Here is a 22,113-nt window from a genome sequence, read left to right as displayed (position 1 = left end):
TGATGTCGGTGAACCTGGTGCTCGTGCTCGCCGTCGCCGCGGGCGTCCCGCTGCTGCTCGGGCTGGTGCCGGCCCTGCCGCTGCCCGGTCCGCTGCTGGAGATCGTGGCGGGGATCGTGCTGGGCCCGGCGGTGCTGGGCTGGATCGAGCCCGATGCGACGGTCAAGGCGTTCGCCCTCTTCGGGCTGGCCTTCCTGCTGTTCCTCGCCGGCGCCGAGGTCGACCTGCGGCGGTTCCGCGGCCGCCTCGGCCGCCTCGTCGGTCTCTCGATCGGCCTGTCGGTGCTCGCCGCGGTCGCGGTCGTCGGGGTGCTGCACGCCGCCGGTGTCCGGGGCGCACCGCTCGTCGGGGTCGCGCTGCTGGCCACCTCGCTGGGCCTCGTGGTCCCGGTGCTCGGCGACGCCGGCGTGCGCGACCGGCCCGTCGGCCGGCTGGCGATCGCGGGGGCCTCGGCCGGCGAGGTCGCCGCCGTCGTGCTGCTCTCGGTCGGCCTCGCGGGTGGGAACACCCCGCTCGGCGGGCGGCTGCTGCTCCTGGTCCTCCTGCTCGCGGGCCTCGGCGCCGTCGCCCTGGTCGTGCTCGGTGCGGAGCACTCCTCCCGGGTGTCCGCGCTGGTGGTGCGGCTGGCCGACACCAGCGCCCAGCTGCGCGTGCGGCTCACCGTGCTGTTGGTGGCCGGGCTGGCCCTCGCGGCGGAGGCGCTCGGCTTCGAGGCGATCCTCGGGGCCTTCCTCGCCGGCCTACTCGTGCGCGCGCTCGACCCGGACCCCGAGCGCAGCCACCCGCGCTACCCGGTGAAGCTGGAGGCGGTCGGCTTCGGCCTGCTCGTACCGGTGTTCTTCGTGACGAGCGGCCTCACGCTCGACCTGCGCGGGCTGGTCGACCACCCCGCGGCGCTGGCGGCGGTGCCGCTGTTCCTGGCCGCGCTGCTGGTCGTGCGGGGCCTGCCCGCCCTCGCCTTCCGCCGCGACCTCGGCCGTCGCGAGCTGGTGGCCCTCGGGCTGCTCCAGGCGACGTCGCTGCCGTTCCTCCTGGCGGCGGCCCAGATCGGGGAGGAGATGGCCCTGCTCGACCCGGCGACCGGAGCGGCACTGGTCGCCGCCGGGCTCGTGTCGGTCCTGGTGCTGCCCGCGGTCGCGCTCGCGCTCCTGCCGCGCCGCGTTCCCGTCCCGGCGTGAGGTGGCCACCGTGCCCGGGTGCCGGTCGCGGGCCTGCGGCTAGGGGGCGCCGGAGTGGCGGAGCTGGCCGTCGATCCACGGGTCGAAGGAGCGCTGCCGGCCCTGGTCGTCGACGTACCCGCAGGCCCGGTTGGTGATCTCGTCCGGGTTGGCGGGGTCGCCGAACTCCGGCGGTGACTGCAGGTCGCAGGTGTAGAGCGGGGCCGACTGCCCGGTGACCGTGACCGTGAGCGGGGTGCCCGCGGTGGCGGTGCCGCTCAGCACCGTCGCGGTCGCCGTGCCTCCGGTGGCGAGCACGGCGGCGCCCGCCGCGGCCCACCCGAGCCGCGCCGCGGACCGTGCGCGACCCTGCATGCTGTGCTTCCCCATCTCGCACCCCCTTCGGCGTCCCTCACCGGTGACATCGCGTGGGCGGCCGCGAACGTGAACACGCGGCCCGATCTTTCACCGATGCCGGTGAGTTACCCACCGGATCCGTAACGAACCGTGCCGCGCATGTGATGAACACTCCCCGACGTGGGGTGTCCGTGCCGGTGGCGGGCCCGCCGGTACCATCGGTGGGTTCCGGCAGGGCCTCGTGCGGGCCCTGCGTGCCCGTTCTGCTCAGGCGCCGTGCGGCGGGCACACGCGCGAGTTCAGGAAGGACGGGGCAGCCGATGAGTGGCCACTCCAAATGGGCGACGACGAAGCACAAGAAGGCCGTCATCGACGCCCGCCGGGGCAAGATGTTCGCCAAGCTGATCAAGAACATCGAGGTCGCGGCCCGGACCGGCGGCGGTGACCCCGACGGCAACCCCACGCTCTACGACGCCATCCAGAAGGCGAAGAAGAGCTCGGTGCCCAACGACAACATCGACCGCGCGGTCAAGCGCGGCTCGGGTGCCGACGCCGGCGGCGCGGACTACCAGACGATCACGTACGAGGGCTACGGGCCCAGCGGCGTCGCGCTGCTGATCGAGTGCCTCACGGACAACCGCAACCGCGCGGCCACCGAGGTGCGCACGGCGATGACCCGCAACGGCGGAACCATGGCCGACCCGGGCTCCGTCGCGTACCTGTTCACCCGCAAGGGCGTCGTGGTGCTGCCGAAGAACGGCCTCTCGGAGGACGACGTCCTCATGGCCGTCCTCGAGGCGGGCGCCGAGGAGGTCAACGACCTGGGCGAGAGCTTCGAGGTCGTCTCCGAGCCCACCGACCTGGTCGCGGTGCGGACCGCGCTGCAGGAGGCGGGCATCGACTACGACTCCGCGGACCCGACCTTCCTGCCGTCGATGCAGGTGGAGCTCGACGCCGAGGCCGCCAGGAAGGTCTTCCGGCTGATCGAGGCCCTCGAGGACTCGGACGAGGTCCAGAACGTCTACGCGAACTTCGACGTCTCCGACGAGGTCATGGCCGAGGTCGGCTGACCCTCCCCCGTCCGCCGGCGGCGCCGTCCCCCGCGCGGGGGCGTCGCCGTCGTCGTCCACGCGGTATCACGTCCGGGTGACCGGCACCTCAGGCTCCGTGGCGACCCCGGGGAGGGATGTGGACTCGGACTGCACCGCGGTCCCGGACTGGTTCGCTTGCGCGTCGGCGGGTGCGGGGGTCGCGGTCGGCGACCTGGCGCGCGACGGCGGCCGCTCCGTCGTCGTGCTGATGGTCGACGCCCCGGACGGGCCGAACGGCGGCTACTACCGGATCGGCCGCGACCTCGACGCCGAGGGTGCGGCGACGGGCGGCTGGTCCGGCTGGACCGCCGTGCCGGACTGGACGTTCTGCCCGCGGAGACTGACCTCGCCTTCGGTGGGACGCTCGACGTCTCGACGGGGACCCTTCCACCCTCGCCTCGGCGGCCCTCGTCCGGCCCGGCGCGACCACCCACTCCGCGGACGTCGAGCAGCGGCTGGTCGACCTGCCCGTCCTCGCCCGCGGCGCGGCGCGGCTGACCGTCCGGCTGCCGGAGCGGCGGCACGCATCGCCCGGGTGGTACCTGCTGTTCCTCCTGTCCGACGCGGGCGTCCCCTCGCGCGGGGAGTGGGTGCGGCTGGGGTGAGCCCCACCCGATCGAGGACGGCGGCGGACCGGGCCGGAGGCAGGCCGGGAACTGTCGGTGCCCGGTCCTAGACTCGCCCCCGATGAGCCCCGCCACGAAGTCACCCGCCACCCCGGCCGCCGGGAAGTCCGCGGCCAGCACCGGCACGGCCGCCGCGCCCGAGGGCAAGCGGCTGCTGCTGCTCGACGGTCACTCGCTCGCCTACCGGGCGTTCTTCGCCCTGCCCGCGGAGAACTTCCGCACGGGCACGGGGCAGACCACGAACGCCGTCTACGGCTTCACGTCGATGCTCATCAACCAGCTGCGCGACGAGCAGCCGACCCACCTGGCCGTGGCGTTCGACGTCTCGCGCAAGACCTTCCGCGCGGAGCGGTACGCGGACTACAAGGCGAACCGCACCACCACGCCGGACGACTTCCGCGGCCAGGTCGACCTGATCAAGGAGGTCCTGCGCGCGCTGAACATCCCGGTGTTCGCGGTCGAGGGCTTCGAGGCGGACGACATCATCGCCACCCTCGCGACCCAGGCGGAGGCGCAGGGCTTCGAGGTGCTCATCACCACCGGCGACCGGGACGCGTTCCAGCTGGTCACCGACAACGTCACGGTGCTCTACCCCAAGCGCGGGGTGTCGGACCTGGGGCGGATCGACCCGGCGGAGGTCGACAAGCGCTACGGGCTCACCCCGACCCAGTACCCGGACTTCGCGGCGCTGCGCGGCGACCCGAGCGACAACCTGCCGAACATCCCGGGCGTGGGGGAGAAGACCGCGGCCAAGTGGGTCCGCGAGTTCGGCTCGCTGGGCGAGCTGACCGACCGGGTCGACGAGGTGAAGGGCAAGGCGGGCGACGCGTTGCGCGCCAACCTGGCCAACGTGCTGATGAACCGCCAGCTCACCGAGCTGGTGCGGGACGTGCCGCTCGACTCCGTGCCCGCCGAGCTCGAGGTCCGGCCGTGGGACCGGGACGCGGTGCACCGGCTGTTCGACGAGCTGGAGTTCCGGGTGCTGCGCGAGCGGCTGTTCGCCACCCTGCAGAGCGCCGAGCCGGAGGCCGAGTCGGGCTTCGACGTGCAGGGCGGGGTCGTCGCACCCGGCACGGTGCGGAGCTGGCTGGAGGAGCACGCGCGGGACGGGCGGCGGGTCGGCCTCGCGTTCTCCGGGGTCACCGGCGGGATCACCGAGCGGGACTTCACCGGGATCGCGCTGGCCACCGGCGAGCCGACCCTGGAGGACCGCGCCGGTCTGAACTCCCGCCCACCTGCCGAGGCGGGTGTCCCGGTGGCGGGTTACCTGGACGTTCGACAGCTGGAACCGGACGACGAGGCGGCGCTGGGTGAGTGGCTGGCCGACCCGGCGGTGCCCAAGGCCTCGCACGACGTCAAGGCGGTGCTGCACGCGCTGCGCGCCCGCGGGTGGACGCTCGCCGGGCTGACCAGCGACACCGCGCTCGCCGCGTACCTCGCGCGGCCCGGGCAGCGCAGCTTCGACCTCGCCGACCTGGCCCTGCGCTATCTGCGCCGCGAGCTCGCCCTGGAGGGCGGCGCGGGCGACGGTCAGCTGTCCCTGCTGGGCGGCGAGGAGGAGGCCGACGCGAAGCACGCGGAGACCGAGATGGTCTCGGCGTCGGCGGTGGCCGAGCTGGCCGACGCGCTGGGCGCCGAGCTGGCCGAGAAGGAGCAGACCCGGCTGCTGCTCGAGCTGGAGCAGCCGCTGGCCTTCGTGCTCGCCGACCTCGAGGCGGCCGGCATCGCCGTGGACCGGGATCACCTGGAGTCGCTGGAGTCCGAGTTCGCGGCGCAGGTCAAGGAGGCCGCGCGGGCCGCGTACGACGTGATCGGCAAGGAGATCAACCTCGGCTCCCCGAAGCAGCTGCAGGTCGTGCTGTTCGACGAGCTGAGCATGCCGAAGACCAAGCGCACCAAGACCGGCTACACGACCGACGCGGATGCGCTGCAGAGCCTCTACGAGCAGACCGAGCACCCGTTCCTCATGCACCTGCTGCAGCACCGGGACGCCACCCGGCTCAAGGTCACGGTCGACGGGCTGCTCAAGTCGATCGCGGCCGACGGGCGGATCCACACCACCTACAGCCAGACGATCGCGGCGACCGGCCGGCTGTCGTCGACCGACCCGAACCTGCAGAACGTGCCGATCCGCACCGCCGCCGGGCGGCGGATCCGCGAGACCTTCGTGGTCGGCGCGGGCTACGGCGAGCTCATGACCGCCGACTACAGCCAGATCGAGATGCGGATCATGGCGCACCTGTCCGAGGACGCGGCGCTGATCGAGGCCTTCAACTCGAAGCGGGACTTCCACTCCGAGACGGCGTCGAAGGTGTTCGGCGTGGCGGCCGACGAGGTGACCCCCGAGCAGCGCGCCAAGATCAAGGCGATGAACTACGGCCTGGCCTACGGGCTGTCGGCGTTCGGGCTCTCCGCCCAGCTGCGGATCTCCACCGAGGAGGCTCGCGCGCTGATGGAGGACTACTTCGAGACCTTCGGCGGCGTGCGGGACTACCTGCGCTCGGTCGTCGACGTGGCCCGTAAGGAGGGCTACACCGCCACCATGCTCGGCCGGCGGCGCTACCTGCCGGACCTGACCAGTGACAACCGGCAGCGCCGCGAGATGGCCGAGCGGATGGCGCTCAACGCGCCGATCCAGGGCAGCGCGGCGGACATCATCAAGGTCGCGATGCTCAACGTGCACGGCGCGCTGGCGGCGGGTTCGCTGCGCAGCCGGATCTTGCTCCAGGTGCACGACGAGCTGGTGCTCGAGGTGGCCGAGGGGGAGCGCGAGGCGGTCGAGGAGCTCGTACGGCGCGAGATGGGCGCGGCCGAGACGCTGTCGGTCCCGCTCGAGGTGTCCGTCGGCTACGGGCGCAGCTGGGACGACGCGGCGCACTAGGTCCGGCGTCCGGAGCGGCGCCGTGCGCTGCCGCAGGGCCGTCGGCGCCGGGCTCACGAGAAACCGGGGTGACGGGGCCGCGCAGGGCCCAGCAGGATGGTCCGGTGCTGCTCGGCCCCTCGGACCCGCTGCCCGTGCGGCCCCGTCGCATCCTCCTCACCGGCTGTTCCGGCTCCGGCAAGTCGACCCTCGGCCGCGCCCTCGAGGCCCGGCTGGGCCTGCCCTACACCGAGCTCGACGGGCTGTTCCACGGGCCGGACTGGGTGCCGCGGCCCGAGTTCGCCGCCGACGTCGCCGCGGTGGCGGCCGGTGAGGAGTGGATCACCGAGTACGGCTACTCCGTGGCCCGGCCGCTGGTGCTGCCGCGGGCGGAGCTGCTGGTGTGGCTCGACCTGCCGCGCCCGGCCGTGATGCGGCAGATCGTGCCGCGGACCGTCGTGCGGCGGCTCCGCCGCCAGGAACTGTGGAACGGCAACGTCGAGCCGCCCTTCCGCAGCTTCCTCACCGACCCGGACCACATCGTCCGATGGGCGTGGCGCACCCACGCCGAGACCGCCGTCCGGGTCGGGCAGGCGCGGGAGCGCAGGCCCGAGCTGCCCGTCGTGCGGCTGCGTTCGCGCCGCGACGTGCAGCGCTGGCTCGTCGGCCCCGTCGCCGCCCTCACCCCCGGGGCCGCCCCCGTCTCCGGGGCCGCCCACCCGGTCGAGCGCTCGGAGCCGGAGAGCGCCTGACCCGCAAGCCGCGCCGTGGCCTTCCGCGAGTCGGGAGTTCCTGTAGCGCGAGTCGGGAGTTCCTGCGGCGCGAGTCGGGAGTTCCTGTAGCGCGAGTCGGGAGTTCCTGCGGCGCGAGTCGCAGCGCCGTCAGGGCACTAGCACGCCGCGCCCGTGCATCCGGCCGTGCTCGAGGTCGGCGAACGCGTCGGCGAAGGCGTCGAGCGGGTAGCGGCGGGTCCGCACCGTCACCCCACCGGCCGCCGCCAACGCGACGAGCTCGCGCAGGTCGTCGAACGTGCCGACGGCGTTGCCGACCACGCTGATCTCGGGCAGGACCAGCGCGAACGTCGGCACCCGGAGCTCGCCGCCGTAGCCGACGACGAAGTACGTGCCCCGAGGTCGCACCATCGCCAGCGCGGTACCCACGGCGTCGCCCTCGCCCACGAAGTCGATCACGGCGTGGGCGCCGGCCCTGTCGGTGAGGTCGCGGACGGCGTCGACCTCGGTGCCGTCGACCGGCAGGACGTGGTGCGCGCCGGACGCGGCGGCCAGGGACCGGGCCTCGGGGTCGGGGTCGACCGCGACGACCGTGGCGGCCGTGAGTGCCCGCAGGCACTGGATGCCGATGTGGCCGAGCCCGCCGACGCCCACGACGGCCACGACGGTCCCGGGACCGAGCAGGGGCACGGCCTTGCGGGTGACGTGCATCGCGGTGAGTCCGGCGTCGGCGTGCGGGGCGAGGTCGACGGGGTCGAGGCCCGCGGGCAGCGGGAGCACGCCGCGCTCGCTGGTGAGCAGCAGGTCCGCGAACCCTCCGGCCCGGTTCAGGCCGGTGAAGGAGAGGCCGCGGGCGCAGCGCATGTCGTCGCCGGTGCGGCAGGCCGCGCAGGTTCCGCAGCTCTGCTGGGGGTGACAGATCACGGGGTCGCCCGGCGCGACCGCCCGCACCTCCGGCCCGACCGCCTCGACCACACCGGTGTTCTCGTGGCCGAGGGTGAGCGGCAGGTCCACCGGTACGGCCGGGGCGAACCAGCCGTCGCGGATGTGCAGGTCGGTCCGGCAGAGCCCGGCGCCCGAGATTCGCACCAGCACGTCGTGCGGGGCGCTCACCTCCGACTCCGGCACCTGGTCGAGCTGGGGTGGCTTGTCGTAGGAGTGCAGCCGCACGGCCCGCATCGGGACCTCCCTGACGTCGAGTAGTGATGAGCGTCACACTCGACGGCGGGTCGCGGTAGTACGCAGTTCGGCGTACTCGACTCTCAGTGCCGGACGACGGCGTCGGCCAGCACGGCCGGCAGGGTGAGCGCGGCGGCTCCGCGGCGGAGCACGCCGTCGGAGAGGGGCTCGCACCGCACGCCGCCGCGCCCGCGGAGGGCCTTGAAGGCGCCGGGCGCGAGCACGACGTCCATCCAGCGGCAGGGGTGTGCGGCGCGGTGCGCGCGGAGCCGGACGGGACCGTCGCCGGAGTCGAGGGCGAACTCGGCCCCGGTCCCGGCCAGGGCGTCCATCGCGGCTCCGCGCAGGACGACGGTGCGCCGCGTCAGGACGGGGTCGAAGGGTGGTGTGCCGACCTCGGTCGCCACGGCGTCGAGCGCCTCTGCCGACAGCAGGGTCACGGCTGCGCGCCGGTGTGCCGGGTGGTTGAAGTACCGGTCGCCGACGACGCCGAGCCCCGCCCGCACCTCGATCCGGTCCCGCCGGGGACCCTCGGGGTCGGGCCGTGGACCGTCGGCCGGCCGCCCCTCGAAGGCGTGGACCGGAGAGGCGACCAGCTCGACGATCTCGACGGCGATCCGCACCTCCGCGCCGGTCGTGTCTCCCACCGCGCTCTCCTGCACACCCCGATGATGCCTGCGGACCCGGGCAGGCCCGAGGTTCGGCGGCTCGGACGAGCACCACGGCTGTTCGATCATGGTCCGACGACCGTGGTGCTCATCTCGCAGGCGGGCGGCGCGCCGGGCGTGGGGGTCGGGCGCCGCGCCGGTAGCGTGCGGCGCGGACCGGTGAGGGGAGCGCGCGTGCGGGTGCTCGGAGTCGACCCGGGGCTGACCCGGTGCGGCCTCGGCGTGGTCGACGGAGACGGCGGGCGGCAGGTGGCGTGTGTCGACGTCGGCGTGGTGCGCAGCGACGTCGACCTGCCGGTGGACCGGCGGCTGCTGGTGGTCGCCGACGAGGTGGAGCGCTGGATCGCCCGGCACCGGCCCGACGTCGTGGCCGTCGAGCGGGTGTTCAGCCAGCACAACGTGCGAACCGTGATGGGGACCGCGCAGGCCAGTGGGGTCGTCGCGCTGGTCGCCGCCCGGGCCGGGCTGCCGGTCGCCTTCCACACCCCGAGCGAGGTGAAAGCCGCCGTCACCGGGGCTGGCCGCGCGGACAAGGCGCAGGTCACCACCATGGTCACGCGGGTGCTCGGGCTGGCCGAGGCGCCCCGGCCCGCCGACGCCGCCGACGCGCTCGCCCTCGCGATCTGCCACTGCTGGCGCGCCCCGATGATGACGCGGATGGCGGAGGCGGAGCGGCGCGCCGCCGAGATCGCCAAGGCGCACAAGGCCCGCCTGGCCGCGGCGCAGAAGGAGCGCCGACGCCAGCTCGAGCGGCAGCGGCTCGCCGAGTCGGCTCGACCGCGCCGCTGACCTCGCGGCTCGGCACGTCCGCGCGTCCGAGTGCGCGATCTCCGGAGACACCCGAGAGGTGCGACTCGGTCACCTGAAACTCCCGACTCGCGGTGCCGGATCTCCCGACTCGCGGTGCCGGATCTCCCGACTCGCGGTGCCGGATCTCCCGACTCGCGGTGCCGGATCTCCCGACTCGCGGTGCCGGATCTCCCGACTCGCGGGGCCCACGGCGCGGCTCGCGGGGGGACACGCCGAGGGGCGGGGGAGCGGGTGGGGGTGACGGCGGGTCCCGGTAGCCTTCGGCCTCGAACGACTGTTCGCAGGAGCGAGGGAGTGCCGTGATCGCGTCCGTGCGCGGGCCCGTGCTGGAGATCGGGTTGGACCACGCCGTGGTCGAGGTCGGCGGCGTCGGGCTGGCGGTGTTCTGCACCCCGGCCACGCTGGCGGGTCTGCGGCGAGGCACCGAGGCCCGACTGTCCACCACGCTGATCGTGCGCGAGGAGTCGCTGACGCTGTTCGGCTTCGCCGACGCGGACGAGCGGGAGCTGTTCCTGCTGCTCCAGACGGTGAGCGGCATCGGGCCGCGGCTCGCGCTCGCCACGATCGCCGTGCTGGAGCCGGAGGTGCTGCGCCGCGCCCTGCACGACGGCGACCTGGCCACGCTCACCCGGATCCCGGGCGTGGGCAAGAAGAGCGCGGAGCGGCTGGTGGTGGAGCTGCGGGACAAGGTGGTCGTCGCGCCGTCGGCGGCGCCCGTGGCGGGCGCCCCCGTCCCGGCGGCGGCAGGCAACGGCGCCTCGCCCGTCCGCGAGCAGGTCGTCGAGGCCCTCGTCGGCCTCGGCTTCACGCTCAAGCCCGCCGAGCAGGCGGTCGACGCCGTGCTCGCCGACAAGCCCGAGGCCGAGGCGTCGCAGCTGCTCCGGGCGGCCCTGGCGAGCCTGGGCCGGAGCACGTGACCGAGCCGGTGACCGAGTACGAGCCAGACCTGCGGGAGGTCGCCGCCGAGGCCGTTCCGGAGGACCTCGACGTCGAGAACTCGCTGCGCCCGCGCCGGCTCAGCGAGTTCATCGGGCAGGCCCGGGTCCGCGAGCAGCTGGAGCTGGTGCTCGAGGGCGCTCGCCGGCGCGGCGACCCGCCCGACCACATCCTGCTCTCCGGCCCGCCCGGGTTGGGCAAGACGAGCCTGTCGATGATCGTCGCGGCCGAAATGGGCGCCGCGATCCGGCTGACGAGCGGGCCTGCGCTGGAGCGCGCCGGCGACCTCGCTGCCATGCTGTCGAACCTGGTCCCCGGCGACGTGCTGTTCATCGACGAGATCCACCGGATCGCCCGCCCCGCCGAGGAGATGCTCTATCTCGCGATGGAGGACTTCCGGGTCGACGTCGTGGTCGGCAAGGGCCCGGGCGCCACCTCCATCCCGCTGGACATCGCGCCGTTCACGCTGGTCGGAGCCACGACCCGGGCCGGCTCGCTCACCGGCCCGCTGCGGGACCGCTTCGGCTTCACCGCGCACATGGAGTTCTACGAGCCCGAGGAGCTGGAGCTCGTGGTGCGCCGCGCGGCCCAGATCCTCGACGTCGACCTCCGGCCCGACGGCGCGGTCGAGATCGCCCGGCGCTCCCGCGGCACGCCCCGCATCGCCAACCGCCTGCTGCGCCGGGTCCGGGACTTCGCCGAGGTCCGTGCCGACGGGGCCGTCACCCGGTCCGTGGCCCGGGACGCGCTGGCGGTCTACGACGTCGACGAGCTCGGCCTCGACCGGCTCGACCGCGCCGTGCTGAGCGCCCTCGTACGGACGTTCGGGGGAGGCCCGGTGGGAGTGTCGACGCTGGCAGTGGCGGTGGGCGAGGAACCCGGTACCGTCGAGGAGGTCTGCGAGCCCTACCTGGTGCGGGCCGGGATGCTGGCCCGGACGCCGCGGGGTCGTGTCGCCACGCCCGCGGCCTGGAGCCATCTCGGCCTGCGGCCGCCGGAGTCCGGCGGCGAGGTGCCGCCGGCGCTGTTCTGAACGCGATCTCGATCGGGGGCGGAGCGGTTCCGGGGGGCACACTCGGCGGGCCCCGCGCCGAAACCGCACGTCGCGGGGCCGTCACGACGCCGGGTCGACCGACCGGGTGTCGGACCCGACTGGCAGACTCGGCCGTCCGACCTGCCCGAGAAACGGAGATACACGACATCATGGACCTGAGCCTGCTGTTCCCGATCCTCATCCTGCTGCTCTTCATCCCGATCTTCCTGTCGGGCCGCAAGCAGAAGCGTCAGATGGCGCAGACCCAGGCGATGCAGAGCGCGCTGACCGAGGGCGACGTCGTGACCACCACGTCCGGGTTGCGCGGCACGGTCGTCGACGCCTCCTACGAGGACACCATCGACCTCGAGATCGCCGACGGCGTCGTCACCACGTGGCTGCGCGCGGCCGTCCGCGACAAGGTCGCCCAGGACGACCACGCCGAGCACGGGGACGAGCCCGAGGAGACCCCGGGCGCGACCGCCGCCCCGGCCACCGGCGAGCTCCCGACGGGCGGCGCCACCAGCACGAACGGGACGCCGAGCGCCAACGGGACGGTCGCGGACACCCCGGCCGACTCCACCGCGGACGAGAAGAAGTAGCCGGAGCGCCCACGGCGGGGCCGCCGTCGGCCCGCTGCGCCGGATGGTGCAGCATCGTGCGGGAACACCGGGCCGCGGCCACGCCGCGGACGGGTCCGGACAGGCCGTCCGCCGACGCGTGACCGGACCGTGACGCCAGGAGAGCAGAGAGAGTGGCAACGACCCCGGGGCGGATCCGCCCCTGGCGGTACCTCGCGGGGTTCGCGGGCATCGTCGTGGTGCTGTACGCACTGGTCGCCTTCACCGGCGACCGGTCCTTCGCCCCGAAGCTGGGCATCGACCTGCAGGGCGGCACCCGGGTCACGCTGACCGCGCGCACCGAGTCGGGGCAGGTCCCGCCGCGCGACCAGCTGATCCAGGCCCAGTCGATCATCGAGCAGCGCGTCAACGGGCTGGGCGTGAGCGGCGCCGAGGTGGTGCTCGACGGGAACAACCTCACCATCACGGTGCCCGGTGACCAGGGCGAGCAGGCCCGCTCGCTCGGCCAGACCGCGCAGCTGCGAATCCGCCCGGTCGTCGGCCAGCCGATCGCCGCGACCCCGGCCGCCCCGCCCGCCGGGCAGCAGGGCGGCGCCACCGCCCCGCCGGCCGGGCAGGACACCGGCGGGGCCACCCCGCCGGCGGGCGGGAGCACCGCCCCGGCCCCGTCCGGCGGCGGCACGCAGCCGCAGAGCCTGGGCAGCGACCCCACCCGTCCCGCCGCCCCGGTCGTCGACGGCACGGTCGCCCCGGTTTCGTACAGCACCGCGCTCGCGCCCGCGCAGCAGCAGCAGCCGACCCCGCCGCCGGGCGGCGACCAGGACCCGGCCAAGGCCGCCGCGATCGCCGCGGCCAAGGCCACCCGGCAGAGCACCGACCCGGCCACGCAGCAGCAGGCGCTCCTCGCGCTCGACTGCAACGCCCCGGATCCGTTGCGGGGCTACGACGACTCGTCGCTGCCCCTGGTGACCTGCGACCAGAACAAGACCGCCAAGTACATCCTCGGGCCCACGGTCGTCGAGGGCACCCAGATCGCGTCGGCGCAGGCCTCGCAGAACCAGCAGGGCGTCGGGTACGTCGTCGACCTGAGCTTCAAGTCGGACGGGTCGAAGGCCTGGGGCGACTACACGGCCGCGCACATCGGCGAGCAGGCCGCCTTCGTGCTCGACGGCGAGGTCGTCTCGGCCCCGACGATCCAGGGTGCGTTGTACGGGAACACCCAGGTCAGCGGCAACTTCAACCAGCAGCAGGCGCAGGACCTCGCCGGTGTCCTCCGGTACGGCTCGCTGCCCCTCTCGTTCGAGGCGTCCGACGCGCAGACCGTGTCGGCCACGCTCGGGCTCGCCTCCCTGGAGGCCGGCCTGATCGCCGGCGCCATCGGCCTGGCGCTCGTGTTCGTCTACTGCCTCTTCTACTACCGCGTGCTCGGCGTGCTCACGATCCTGTCGCTGATCCTCTCCGGCCTGGTCGTGTACGCCGTGCTGGTGCTGCTCGGGCGCTGGATCGGGTTCACCCTCGACCTGGCGGGCGTCGCCGGGTTCATCGTCGCCATCGGCATCACCGCGGACTCCTTCGTGATCTTCTTCGAGCGGCTCAAGGACGAGGTCCGCGAGGGCCGGTCGTTCCGCTCCGCCGTTCCGCGCGCCTGGGTCCGCGCCCGGCGCACGATCCTGACGGCCGACGCCGTCAGCTTCCTGGCCGCCGCGGTCCTCTACATCCTCGCCGTCGGCCAGGTGAAGGGCTTCGCGTTCACCCTCGGCATGTCGACGGTGCTGGACCTGGTCGTCGTCTTCCTGGTCACGCACCCGCTGGTGGCGCTGGCCTCGAACTCCAAGATCTTCGGCAGCCCGGCCCTGTCCGGCCTCGGGACCGTCGCGAGGATCGGGGCGCAACGGCGGCGGGCACCGCGGGAGACCGCCGGCAGCGGGTCCGGCACGAGCAGGAGGGCCTGAGGCAGTGAGCACCACCTCCCAGACCACGCGCAAGCGCGGGGTGTTCAGCAGGCTCTACACGGGCACCGGCGCGTTCGACGTCGTCGGCCACCGCAAGACGTGGTACGTCGCCTTCGGCGCCCTCGTGCTGGTCTGTGTCCTGTCGATCGTGATCCGCGGCTTCAACCTCGGCATCGACTTCACCGGTGGCTCGCAGTTCCAGATGCCTGCGTCGGGGGCCGCCGGCACCATCACCACCCAGCAGGTCGAGGACGTCTTCCGCTCCTCGGTCGGCGAGGACCCGGCCTCGACGCAGTCCGCCGGTGCCGGCGGCTCGGCCACGATCCTCGTGCGGGCGGAGCCCCTCAACCCGGCGCAGATCGCCGCGTTCAAGGACGCGGTGTTCCACCAGCTGCAGCCGCTCGACGCGAACGGGCAGCCCTCCGAGCAGGTGATCAGCGACAGTGCGGTCAGCGGCACCTGGGGCGGGGAGATCACCCGCCAGGCGCTGATCGCCCTCGCCGTCTTCCTGGTGCTGGTCACGATCTTCCTGGCCTTCTACTTCGAGCGGGCCATGGCGATCGCGGCGCTGGTGGCGCTGGTGCACGACGTCGTCGTCACCGCCGGCATCTACTCGCTGATCGGCTTCGAGGTCACCCCGTCCACGGTCATCGGCCTGCTGACGATCCTCGGCTTCTCGCTCTACGACACGGTCGTCGTGTTCGACAAGGTCAAGGAGAACACCCGCGGGCTGCTCAACCTGACCCGCCGCACGTACGGCGAGCAGGCCAACCTGGCCGTCAACCAGACGCTGATGCGCTCGATCAACACGTCGCTGATCGCGGTGCTCCCGGTGATCGGCCTGATGGTCGTCGGCGTCGGGCTGCTCGGCGTCGGCACGCTCGCCGACCTGGCGCTGGTGCAGCTCGTCGGCATCATCGCGGGCGCCCTGTCCTCGCTGCTGCTGGCCACCCCGCTGCTCGTCGACCTCAAGATGCGCGACCCGCGCTACCGCAAGCAGGCCGAGCGGGTCGCCGCCCGCCGCGCCCGGGCGGCCGCCGCGCAGTCCGGGGACACCGAGGAGGACCTCGACGCCGCCGACGACGAGGCCCTCGCCCGGGAGCTGCGCCGCGAGCGCGCGATGGCCGCGGCCGCGAGCGCCCCGGACCGCGTGCGGCCGGGCCGCCCGCAGGGCAAGGCGGGCCAGGGCCGCGGCGACCACAACCGCGCCGCCGGGCGGCCGAGCGGGAAGCGGCGCCGGTGAGCGCGGCGTCCGCGGGCCGCGGCGGCGACGCTCCGCTCGAGGTCGACGAGTCCGCCCTGGAGCTCGAGAAGGTCCGGGACCTGATCCGGGCGGTGCCGGACTACCCGGAGCCGGGGGTGCTGTTCCGCGACCTCACGCCGGCCCTGGCCGACGCGGAGGCGTTCGCCGTCCTGACGACCGAGCTCGCGGCCTCCGCCGGCGCGGCGGACCTCATCGCCGGCGTCGAGGCCCGCGGGTTCCTGATCGGCGCCGCGGTCGCGCTCGTCGCGGGCACCGGGGTGGTGCCGGTGCGCAAGGCGGGCAAGCTGCCCGCGATCGCCGGCTCGCGAACCTACGAGCTCGAGTACGGCACCGCCACCCTGGAGCTGCCCGCGGGCACCGTCGAGCCGGGGGCCCGGGTCTTCGTCGTCGACGACGTGCTCGCGACCGGCGGCACCGCGGCCGCGGCCTGCGGGCTGCTGACGGACGTCGGGGCCGAGATCACCGGCTTCGGCGCCGTCGTCGAGCTGGCGGCGCTGCGCGGCCGGGAGCGCCTGACCGGCATCGACGTGCACGCACTGCTCACCTATTAGGCGAGCGTTCCTCCGGGCTACCGGAGGGTTATCCTTCGCTAGGTGGTGACAGGAGCGGAGCAGGCCCGGTGACGGACGTCCAGCAGAACGCGCCCGCGCCCGCGGCGGCGGCCCCCGGCGCGTCGCGGACCACCGCCCCGAACGCCGCGCCGGACCCGGCCCGCCCCTCGGCCACGCGCCGGGTGCGGGCCCGGATCGCCCGGCGGATGACGCCGCAGCGGGTGGCCATCGTCAAGCCCGTCCTGGAGCCGCTGGCGAGCGTGCACCGGGCGCTGCACCCCAAGGCCGACCTGGTGCTGCTGCAGCGCGCGTACGACGTCGCAGAGGAGAAGCACGCCGGGCAGAAGCGCAAGTCCGGCGACCCGTACATCACGCACCCGCTGGCCGTGGCCACGATCCTCGCCGAGCTCGGCATGGACACCACCACGCTGGTCGCGGCCCTGCTGCACGACACCGTGGAGGACACGGACTACTCGCTGGAGCGGCTCAGCACGGACTTCGGCGAGGAGGTCGCCCACCTCGTCGACGGCGTGACCAAGCTGGACAAGGTCGAGTTCGGCACCGCCGCCGAGGCCGAGACGATCCGCAAGATGGTCGTCGCCATGGCGCGCGACCCGCGGGTGCTGGTCATCAAGCTGTCCGACCGGCTGCACAACATGCGCACCATGCGCTTCCTCCCGCCGGAGAAGCAGGCGAAGAAGGCGCGCGAGACCCTCGAGGTGATGGCACCGCTGGCCCACCGCCTGGGCATGGCGACGATCAAGTGGGAGCTGGAGGACCTCTCCTTCGCGATCCTGCACCCGAAGAAGTACGAGGAGATCGTCCGGCTCGTCGCCACCCGCGCCCCGTCCCGGGACACCTACCTCAAGCAGGTCATCGACGAGGTGTCGCGGCAGCTGGAGGCCGCCCGGGTCAACGGCACGGTCGAGGGCAGGCCGAAGCACTACTACTCGATCTACCGCAAGATGATCGTCAAGGGCCGCGAGTTCGACGACATCCACGACCTCGTCGGCGTGCGCGTGCTGGTCGACGAGGTGCGGGACTGCTACGCGGCCATGGGCATGGTCCACGCGCTCTGGCAGCCGATGCCCGGCCGGTTCAAGGACTACATCGCCCAGCCGCGGTTCGGCGTGTACCAATCGCTGCACACCACCGTCATCGGGCCGGACGGCAAGCCGCTCGAGGTGCAGATCCGCACCCACGAGATGCACCGCACGGCCGAGTACGGCATCGCCGCGCACTGGCGCTACAAGGAGACCCGAGGACAGCAGAGCCAGAACGCCGCCGGCACCGTCGAGATCGACGAGATGTCCTGGATGCGGCAGCTGCTCGACTGGCAGCGCGAGGCCGCGGACCCCGGGGACTTCCTGGAGTCGCTGCGCTACGACCTCGCCGCGAAGGAGCTGTTCGTCTTCACCCCGAAGGGCGACGTCGTCACCCTGCCGGTCGGCTCCACCCCGGTCGACTTCGCCTACGCCGTGCACACCGAGGTCGGCAACCGCTGCATCGGCTCCCGGGTCAACGGCCGGCTGGTCGCGCTGGAGCGCACGCTGGAGTCCGGCGACGTCGTCGAGATCTTCACGTCGAAGGCCGAGGGCGCCGGGCCGAGCCGGGACTGGCTGGGCTTCGTCAAGTCGCCGCGCGCCAAGAACAAGATCAAGCAGTGGTTCGCCAAGGAGCGCCGCGAGGAGGCCATCGAGGAGGGCAAGGAGGCGATCACGCGGGAGGCCCGGCGCACGGGCATGCCGCTGCAGCGCCTCGTGTCCGCCGACGCGATGGCGGCGCTGTCCCGCGAGATGCACTACGCCGAGATATCGGCGCTGTACGCCGCGGTCGGGGAGGGGCAGGCCAGCGCCCGGCACGTCGTCCAGCGGCTGGTCGCGCTGCTCGGCGGGATGGAGGACGCCGAGGAGGAGCTCGCCGAGCGGGCCACCCCGTCGACCGTCCGGGTCCGGCGGCCCTCCGGCGACGCGGGCGTGGTGCTCACGGGCGAGGACGGCACCCAGATGGGCGACGTCTACTGCAAGCTCGCCCGCTGCTGCACGCCCGTGCCCGGCGACGAGATCCTCGGGTTCGTCACCCGCGGCGGCGCCGTGTCGGTGCACCGCACGGACTGCACCAACGCCGCGGACCTCAAGGCCCGCAGCGAACGGCTGGTCGACGTCGCCTGGTCGGTGTCCCCGGCGTCGGTGTTCCTGGTGGCGATCCAGGTCGAGGCGCTCGACCGGCACCGCCTGCTCTCGGACGTCACGAAGGTGCTGGCGGACGAGAAGGTGAACATCCTCTCGGCGTCGGTCACCACCTCGCGGGACCGGGTGGCCGTGTCGCGCTTCTCCTTCGAGATGGGCGACCCGAAGCACCTGGGCCACGTGCTGCACGCCGTGCGCAACGTCGAGGGCGTCTACGACGTCTACCGGGTCACCAGCGCGAGCTGAGCCGCTCCGCAGCGGGCCCGTACCGCGCCGGGCCCGTAGGGCACCCGGTCCGTACCACCCCGGGCCGCCCCGCCACCGCGAGAAGAAGCCGAGGGCCACGCCGGACGTCCGGCGGGGCCCTCGGCTCCTGGTGTTCGGGCGGCTCAGGCCGCGACCGTGGCCGTCTGGATGGTGACCGGGGTCTTGGGCTTGCCGTCGCCGGTGCCGTTGCTGTCGTCCGTGCCCGCCGCGGCGATCTTGTCGATCGTGGCCAGGCCGGCCTCGTCGATCGTGCCGAACACGGTGTAGTCCGGCGGCAGCGTCGAGTCGGCGTAGACCAGGAAGAACTGGCTGCCGCCCGAGTTCGGGGCCGAGGTCTTGGCCATCGCGACCGTGCCGCGCGGATAGATCACCACGCCGGTCTGGCCCGCGGGCGCGAGCTTCGCGGGCGGCTCGTCGGCGATGGTGTAGCCGGGGCCGCCGGTGCCCTGGCCGCTCGGGTCGCCGCACTGCAGCACCTTCAGGCCCTCGCTCGTGGTGAGGCGGTGGCAGGGGGTGTCGTTGAAGTACCCCTGGCTCGCGAGCGAGGTGAAGCTGTTCACGGTGCACGGGGCCTCGGCCCGGTTCAGCGTGAGCCCGATCGCGCCCGCCGAGGTCGTCAGCGAGACCGGGACGGTGCCCTGGTTGCTCACCGCGTCCGCCTGCGGCGGGTTCGCGGGCTTCGCAGCGGTGCCGTCGGCCGGGTACTGGCAGTTGACGGTCCCGGGCGGGGCCGCGGCCTGCTGGCTCGCGACCGGCTCGGACTTCCACGGGGCCGTGGTGAGCAGCACCACGGCGACGACCACGACCACCACGGCCGCGGCGGAGCTGATCACGGCGACCCGCTTCTGCCTGCGGGCCCGTTCGGCCCGCCGCTTCTGCTGGCTGGCCAGCTTGCGCTTGGCCGCCTCCCGCCGCATCTCGTTCGTGGCCACGGTGTGTGTCGTCCTCCCGGTCGTAGCGATCGCGGGGGAGGGTATCGACCGTTCCTGAGAGGGCCGTGTGCAGGCACGTCTAGGCTGGTCGGGTGCTCGTCGCAGGATTCCCCGCAGGAGCGTTCCAGACCAACTGCTACGTCGTCGCCCGTGAGGCGGGCGAGGCGTGCGTGGTCGTCGACCCCGGGCAGGACGCCGTCGAACCGCTGGAGGCCGTGCTCGCCGAGCACCGGCTCACCCCGGTGGCGGTGCTCCTGACCCACGGCCACTTCGACCACACCTTCAGCGTGCAGCCGGTGTGCGACGGCTCGGACATCCCCGCCTGGATCCATCCGGACGACCGGGAGATGCTCGCGGACCCGATGAAGGGCATCTCGTCCGAGTCCGCCGCGTTCTTCGGCGGCCGGCTGGAGCTGCGGGAGCCGCGCGAGGTGCGCACCCTGACCGACCGCAGCGACCTGGAGCTCGCCGGAATGCGGCTGCGGGTCGACCACACCCCCGGGCACACTCCCGGCTCGGTGGTGTTCACGACGGAGACGGAGGACGGGACCGAGGTGATCCTCGCGGGCGACACGCTCTTCGCGGGCTCGATCGGACGGACGGACCTGCCCGGCGGCTCGCACCGCCGGCTGCTGGAGAGCATCCGGGACCGGCTGCTCGGCCGGCCGGACTCCGGCGTCGTCCTCCCCGGCCACGGCCCGACGACGACGGTGGGCCGGGAGCGGGTCTCCAACCCCTTCCTCCAGGGCCTCGCCGAGAGCACCGACGGCACCGCCGGCACCACCGCGCCGGCCCCGGGGCGCGGGCTGTGAGCGCCGTGCAGGAGCGGGCCACCGCCTTCGCGGCGCCCAAGGGCATCCCGGAGTACTACCCGCCGGAGTCGGCCGGGTTCGTGCACGTGCGGGACACGCTGTCGGCGGCGGCCGAGCGCGCCGGCTACGGCTATGTCGAGCTGCCGATCTTCGAGGACACGGGGCTGTTCGCGCGCGGCGTCGGCGAGTCGACGGACGTGGTGAGCAAGGAGATGTACACGTTCGCCGACCGCGGCGACCGGTCCGTCACGCTGCGGCCGGAGGGCACGGCGGGCGTGGTCCGGTCGGTGATCGAGCACAACCTCGACCGCGCCGGGCTGCCCGTGAAGCTCCGCTACGCCGGCCCGTTCTTCCGCTACGAGCGGCCGCAGGCCGGCCGCTACCGGCAGCTGCAGCAGGTCGGGGTGGAGGCCATCGGGGTGGACGACCCGGCGCTCGACGCCGAGGTCATCGCCGTCGCCGACGAGGGGTTCAAGGCGCTCGGCCTCACCGGGTACCGGCTGGAGCTCACCTCGCTGGGCGACGCGGAGTGCCGGCCGGCCTACCGCGAGCGGCTGCAGGAGTTCCTGGCCGGGCTGGACCTCGACGAGCCCACGCGGGCCCGGGCCCGGATCAACCCGCTGCGGGTGCTCGACGACAAGCGCGCCGAGGTGCGAAGGCAGCTCGAGGACGCGCCGCTGCTGCTCGACCACCTGTCGGCGGCCTCGGCCGAGCACCACGCCGCCGTGCTGGCGCACCTCGACGACCTCGGCGTGGCGTACACGATCAACCCGCGGATGGTGCGCGGGCTGGACTACTACACCAAGACGACCTTCGAGTTCGTGCACGACGGGCTCGGCGCCCAGTCCGGGATCGGCGGCGGCGGCCGGTACGACGGCCTCATGGAGACCCTGGGCGGGCAGCCGCTGTCCGGCGTCGGGTTCGGCATCGGCGTGGACCGCACCCTGCTGGCCTGCCGCGCCGAGGGCGTGCAGCCCTGGTCGGAGGCCCGGGCCGAGGTGTTCGGGGTGCCGCTGGGCGAGACCGCGAAGCGCCGCCTCGTCGTGATCGCCGCCGAGCTGCGCCGGGCCGGGGTCCGGGTGGACCTGGCCTACGGCGGGCGCGGGCTGAAGGGCGCGATGAAGTCGGCGGACCGCTCGGGCGCGAAGTACGCGCTCGTGCTGGGCGAGCGGGACCTGGAGGCCGGCACGGTCGGCGTGAAGGACCTGGCCTCCGGCGACCAGCGCCCGGTGCCGCTCGACTCCGTCGTCACGGAGCTCGTCGCCAAGTTGGCGTGATGCCCGTGCCACCCCCGCCCGGCAGGGCCGCCCGGTGAGTGCGACCGATCGAGAGCGCTGGGACGCCCGGCACGCCGCGGTCGGGACCGGCACGCCGATGCCGCCGGACGGCCTCCGCGGTCGGCTCGACCTGCTCCCGGGCGGACCCGGGCCGGCCGACCGGAACGGGCTGCCCGCCGGCGGGCGGGCCCTCGACGTCGCCTGCGGGCGCGGCGCGGTCGCGGTGTGGCTGGCCGGGCGGGGCTTCGCGGTCGACGCCGTCGACGTCTCCGGGGCGGGGCTCGCCTCGGCGCGGGCGCTGGCGGCGGCGGAGGGCGCCCGCGTGCGGTTCCTCGAGGCGGACCTCGACGCCGGGCTGCCGGTCACCGGGCCGTACGACGTCGTCGTGTGCCAGCGCTACCGGAACCCCGCGCTGTACCCGGCGCTGGCGGGCGCGCTCGCACCCGGCGGGCTGCTCGTCCTGACCGTGCTGTCCGAGGTCGGCGACGAGGGCGGACGCTTCCGAGCGGCGCCGGGCGAGCTGGCGGTGGCGTTCCCGCAGCTCGCGACGGTGGACCACCGGGAGGGCGACGGCGAGGCGACGTTCCTGGCCCGCCGCCCCTGAGCGCCGCTCAGCGGGCGCGCCGGGTCCGGCGGCCGAGGGGCCGTGCCGGCTCCCGCGGCGGTTCCTGCCGAGGCGGTTCCTCCCGGGCGGCGACCAGCGCGGCGAGGCCCGTCGTGATCGGCACGGAGGCGACCAGCCCGATGCTGCCCACGAGCGTCCGCTGGAGCTCGGTGGCGACGGCCTGCGTGGTCAGCTCGGCGCCGGGGGCACGTCGGGGCTCCGGGTAGTGCTGCTTC

General features: G+C 74.0%; 20 protein-coding genes and 1 pseudogene. 16 read left to right on the top strand and 5 right to left on the bottom strand.

Annotated elements, in window-relative coordinates; all coding sequences use genetic code 11:
- Positions 1-2: 2 nt before the first annotated feature.
- Complete coding sequence (locus tag LWC35_RS32175) at positions 3-1,178, top strand: cation:proton antiporter (protein WP_232874158.1); 1,176 nt, start codon at positions 3-5, stop codon at positions 1,176-1,178.
- A 39-nt stretch (positions 1,179-1,217) separates the two neighbouring features.
- Here LWC35_RS32175 and LWC35_RS32170 read toward each other — a convergent pair whose 3' ends face one another.
- Complete coding sequence (locus LWC35_RS32170) at positions 1,218-1,547, bottom strand: hypothetical protein (RefSeq protein ID WP_232874157.1); 330 nt, start codon at positions 1,545-1,547, stop codon at positions 1,218-1,220.
- 287 nt (positions 1,548-1,834) lie between these two features.
- On the opposite strand from LWC35_RS32170, the gene LWC35_RS32165 reads away from it, so the two are divergent.
- From LWC35_RS32165 to LWC35_RS32155, 4 genes and pseudogenes are all read left to right on the top strand, one after another.
- A complete protein-coding gene (locus tag LWC35_RS32165) occupies positions 1,835-2,584 on the top strand; it encodes a YebC/PmpR family DNA-binding transcriptional regulator (protein ID WP_232874156.1) in 750 nt (249 codons plus the stop codon).
- Between the two features lie 425 nt (positions 2,585-3,009).
- Positions 3,010-3,210, top strand: a pseudogene (locus tag LWC35_RS41130) (galactose oxidase early set domain-containing protein); the annotation flags it as partial.
- Positions 3,211-3,292: 82 nt separating this feature from the next.
- Positions 3,293-6,112 (top strand): DNA polymerase I, encoded by a 2,820-nt coding sequence (polA, locus tag LWC35_RS32160; protein WP_232874154.1) that lies wholly within the window; start codon positions 3,293-3,295, stop codon positions 6,110-6,112.
- 104 nt (positions 6,113-6,216) lie between these two features.
- Positions 6,217-6,843, top strand: coding sequence for a P-loop NTPase family protein (locus tag LWC35_RS32155; protein WP_232874152.1), 627 nt, complete (start codon positions 6,217-6,219; stop codon positions 6,841-6,843).
- Positions 6,844-6,972: 129 nt separating this feature from the next.
- On the opposite strand, the gene LWC35_RS32150 is transcribed toward LWC35_RS32155, so the two are convergent.
- Positions 6,973-8,001, bottom strand: coding sequence for an NAD(P)-dependent alcohol dehydrogenase (locus LWC35_RS32150; protein ID WP_232874151.1), 1,029 nt, complete (start codon positions 7,999-8,001; stop codon positions 6,973-6,975).
- A gap of 83 nt (positions 8,002-8,084) precedes the next feature.
- A complete protein-coding gene (locus LWC35_RS32145) occupies positions 8,085-8,648 on the bottom strand; it encodes a molybdenum cofactor biosysynthesis protein (RefSeq protein ID WP_232874149.1) in 564 nt (187 codons plus the stop codon).
- A 195-nt stretch (positions 8,649-8,843) separates the two neighbouring features.
- Here LWC35_RS32145 and ruvC point away from each other — a divergent pair, with 195 nt between their 5' ends.
- The 8 genes from ruvC to LWC35_RS32105 all read left to right on the top strand — a co-directional run bounded on the left by ruvC (position 8,844) and on the right by LWC35_RS32105 (position 18,231).
- A complete protein-coding gene (gene ruvC / locus LWC35_RS32140) occupies positions 8,844-9,458 on the top strand; it encodes a crossover junction endodeoxyribonuclease RuvC (protein WP_232874147.1) in 615 nt (204 codons plus the stop codon).
- Between the two features lie 320 nt (positions 9,459-9,778).
- The gene (gene ruvA, locus LWC35_RS32135; protein ID WP_232874145.1) at positions 9,779-10,396 is read left to right on the top strand and encodes a Holliday junction branch migration protein RuvA; all 618 of its coding nucleotides are present in this window, start codon (positions 9,779-9,781) and stop codon (positions 10,394-10,396) included.
- A 29-nt stretch (positions 10,397-10,425) separates the two neighbouring features.
- Positions 10,426-11,448 carry a Holliday junction branch migration DNA helicase RuvB gene (gene ruvB / locus LWC35_RS32130; protein WP_269805174.1) on the top strand — a complete coding sequence of 341 codons (1,023 nt, stop codon included), beginning with the start codon at positions 10,426-10,428 and terminating at the stop codon, positions 11,446-11,448.
- A gap of 170 nt (positions 11,449-11,618) precedes the next feature.
- Positions 11,619-12,050 carry a preprotein translocase subunit YajC gene (gene yajC / locus LWC35_RS32125; RefSeq protein ID WP_232874144.1) on the top strand — a complete coding sequence of 144 codons (432 nt, stop codon included), beginning with the start codon at positions 11,619-11,621 and terminating at the stop codon, positions 12,048-12,050.
- 152 nt (positions 12,051-12,202) lie between these two features.
- Positions 12,203-13,981 carry a protein translocase subunit SecD gene (gene secD, locus LWC35_RS32120; RefSeq protein ID WP_232874142.1) on the top strand — a complete coding sequence of 593 codons (1,779 nt, stop codon included), beginning with the start codon at positions 12,203-12,205 and terminating at the stop codon, positions 13,979-13,981.
- Positions 13,982-13,985: 4 nt separating this feature from the next.
- Positions 13,986-15,224 (top strand): protein translocase subunit SecF, encoded by a 1,239-nt coding sequence (gene secF / locus LWC35_RS32115; RefSeq protein ID WP_232874140.1) that lies wholly within the window; start codon positions 13,986-13,988, stop codon positions 15,222-15,224.
- A gap of 56 nt (positions 15,225-15,280) precedes the next feature.
- Positions 15,281-15,796 carry an adenine phosphoribosyltransferase gene (locus LWC35_RS32110; RefSeq protein ID WP_232874182.1) on the top strand — a complete coding sequence of 172 codons (516 nt, stop codon included), beginning with the start codon at positions 15,281-15,283 and terminating at the stop codon, positions 15,794-15,796.
- Between the two features lie 68 nt (positions 15,797-15,864).
- Positions 15,865-18,231, top strand: a complete 2,367-nt coding sequence (locus LWC35_RS32105; protein WP_232874138.1) for a RelA/SpoT family protein — start codon at positions 15,865-15,867, stop codon at positions 18,229-18,231.
- A 143-nt stretch (positions 18,232-18,374) separates the two neighbouring features.
- Here the strand turns inward: LWC35_RS32105 and LWC35_RS32100 are convergent, their stop codons facing one another.
- Complete coding sequence (locus LWC35_RS32100; RefSeq protein ID WP_232874136.1) at positions 18,375-19,184, bottom strand: peptidylprolyl isomerase; 810 nt, start codon at positions 19,182-19,184, stop codon at positions 18,375-18,377.
- A 92-nt stretch (positions 19,185-19,276) separates the two neighbouring features.
- Between LWC35_RS32100 and LWC35_RS32095 the strand changes: the two genes are divergently transcribed.
- Genes LWC35_RS32095 through LWC35_RS32085 form a run of 3 tightly spaced genes read left to right on the top strand, consistent with a single transcriptional unit; the run spans position 19,277 to position 21,877 of the window.
- Positions 19,277-19,996 (top strand): MBL fold metallo-hydrolase, encoded by a 720-nt coding sequence (locus LWC35_RS32095; protein WP_232874134.1) that lies wholly within the window; start codon positions 19,277-19,279, stop codon positions 19,994-19,996.
- Positions 19,997-20,001: 5 nt separating this feature from the next.
- Complete coding sequence (hisS, locus tag LWC35_RS32090) at positions 20,002-21,273, top strand: histidine--tRNA ligase (RefSeq protein ID WP_232874180.1); 1,272 nt, start codon at positions 20,002-20,004, stop codon at positions 21,271-21,273.
- Positions 21,274-21,307: 34 nt separating this feature from the next.
- Positions 21,308-21,877 (top strand): class I SAM-dependent methyltransferase, encoded by a 570-nt coding sequence (locus tag LWC35_RS32085; RefSeq protein ID WP_232874132.1) that lies wholly within the window; start codon positions 21,308-21,310, stop codon positions 21,875-21,877.
- Positions 21,878-21,884: 7 nt separating this feature from the next.
- Here the strand turns inward: LWC35_RS32085 and LWC35_RS32080 are convergent.
- The coding region (locus tag LWC35_RS32080) for a YibE/F family protein (protein WP_232874131.1) at positions 21,885-22,113 on the bottom strand (229 nt) is incomplete at its 5' end.

Source organism: Pseudonocardia kujensis (genome assembly GCF_021283305.1).
GTDB classification, from domain to species: Bacteria; Actinomycetota; Actinomycetes; order Mycobacteriales; family Pseudonocardiaceae; genus Pseudonocardia; species Pseudonocardia kujensis.
This window is presented reverse-complemented; position numbering and strand designations above follow the sequence as displayed.

Excerpts from the sequence above, each read along its gene's own strand:
- polA (WP_232874154.1), top strand. The coding sequence starts at position 3,293 with ATGAGCCCCGCCACGAAGTCACCCGCCACCCCGGCCGCCGGGAAGTCC.
- yajC (WP_232874144.1), top strand. The coding sequence starts at position 11,619 with ATGGACCTGAGCCTGCTGTTCCCGATCCTCATCCTGCTGCTCTTCATC.
- LWC35_RS32165 (WP_232874156.1), top strand. The coding sequence starts at position 1,835 with ATGAGTGGCCACTCCAAATGGGCGACGACGAAGCACAAGAAGGCCGTC.
- LWC35_RS32170 (WP_232874157.1), bottom strand. The coding sequence starts at position 1,547 with ATGGGGAAGCACAGCATGCAGGGTCGCGCACGGTCCGCGGCGCGGCTC.
- LWC35_RS32150 (WP_232874151.1), bottom strand. The coding sequence starts at position 8,001 with ATGCGGGCCGTGCGGCTGCACTCCTACGACAAGCCACCCCAGCTCGAC.
- LWC35_RS32175 (WP_232874158.1), top strand. The coding sequence starts at position 3 with ATGTCGGTGAACCTGGTGCTCGTGCTCGCCGTCGCCGCGGGCGTCCCG.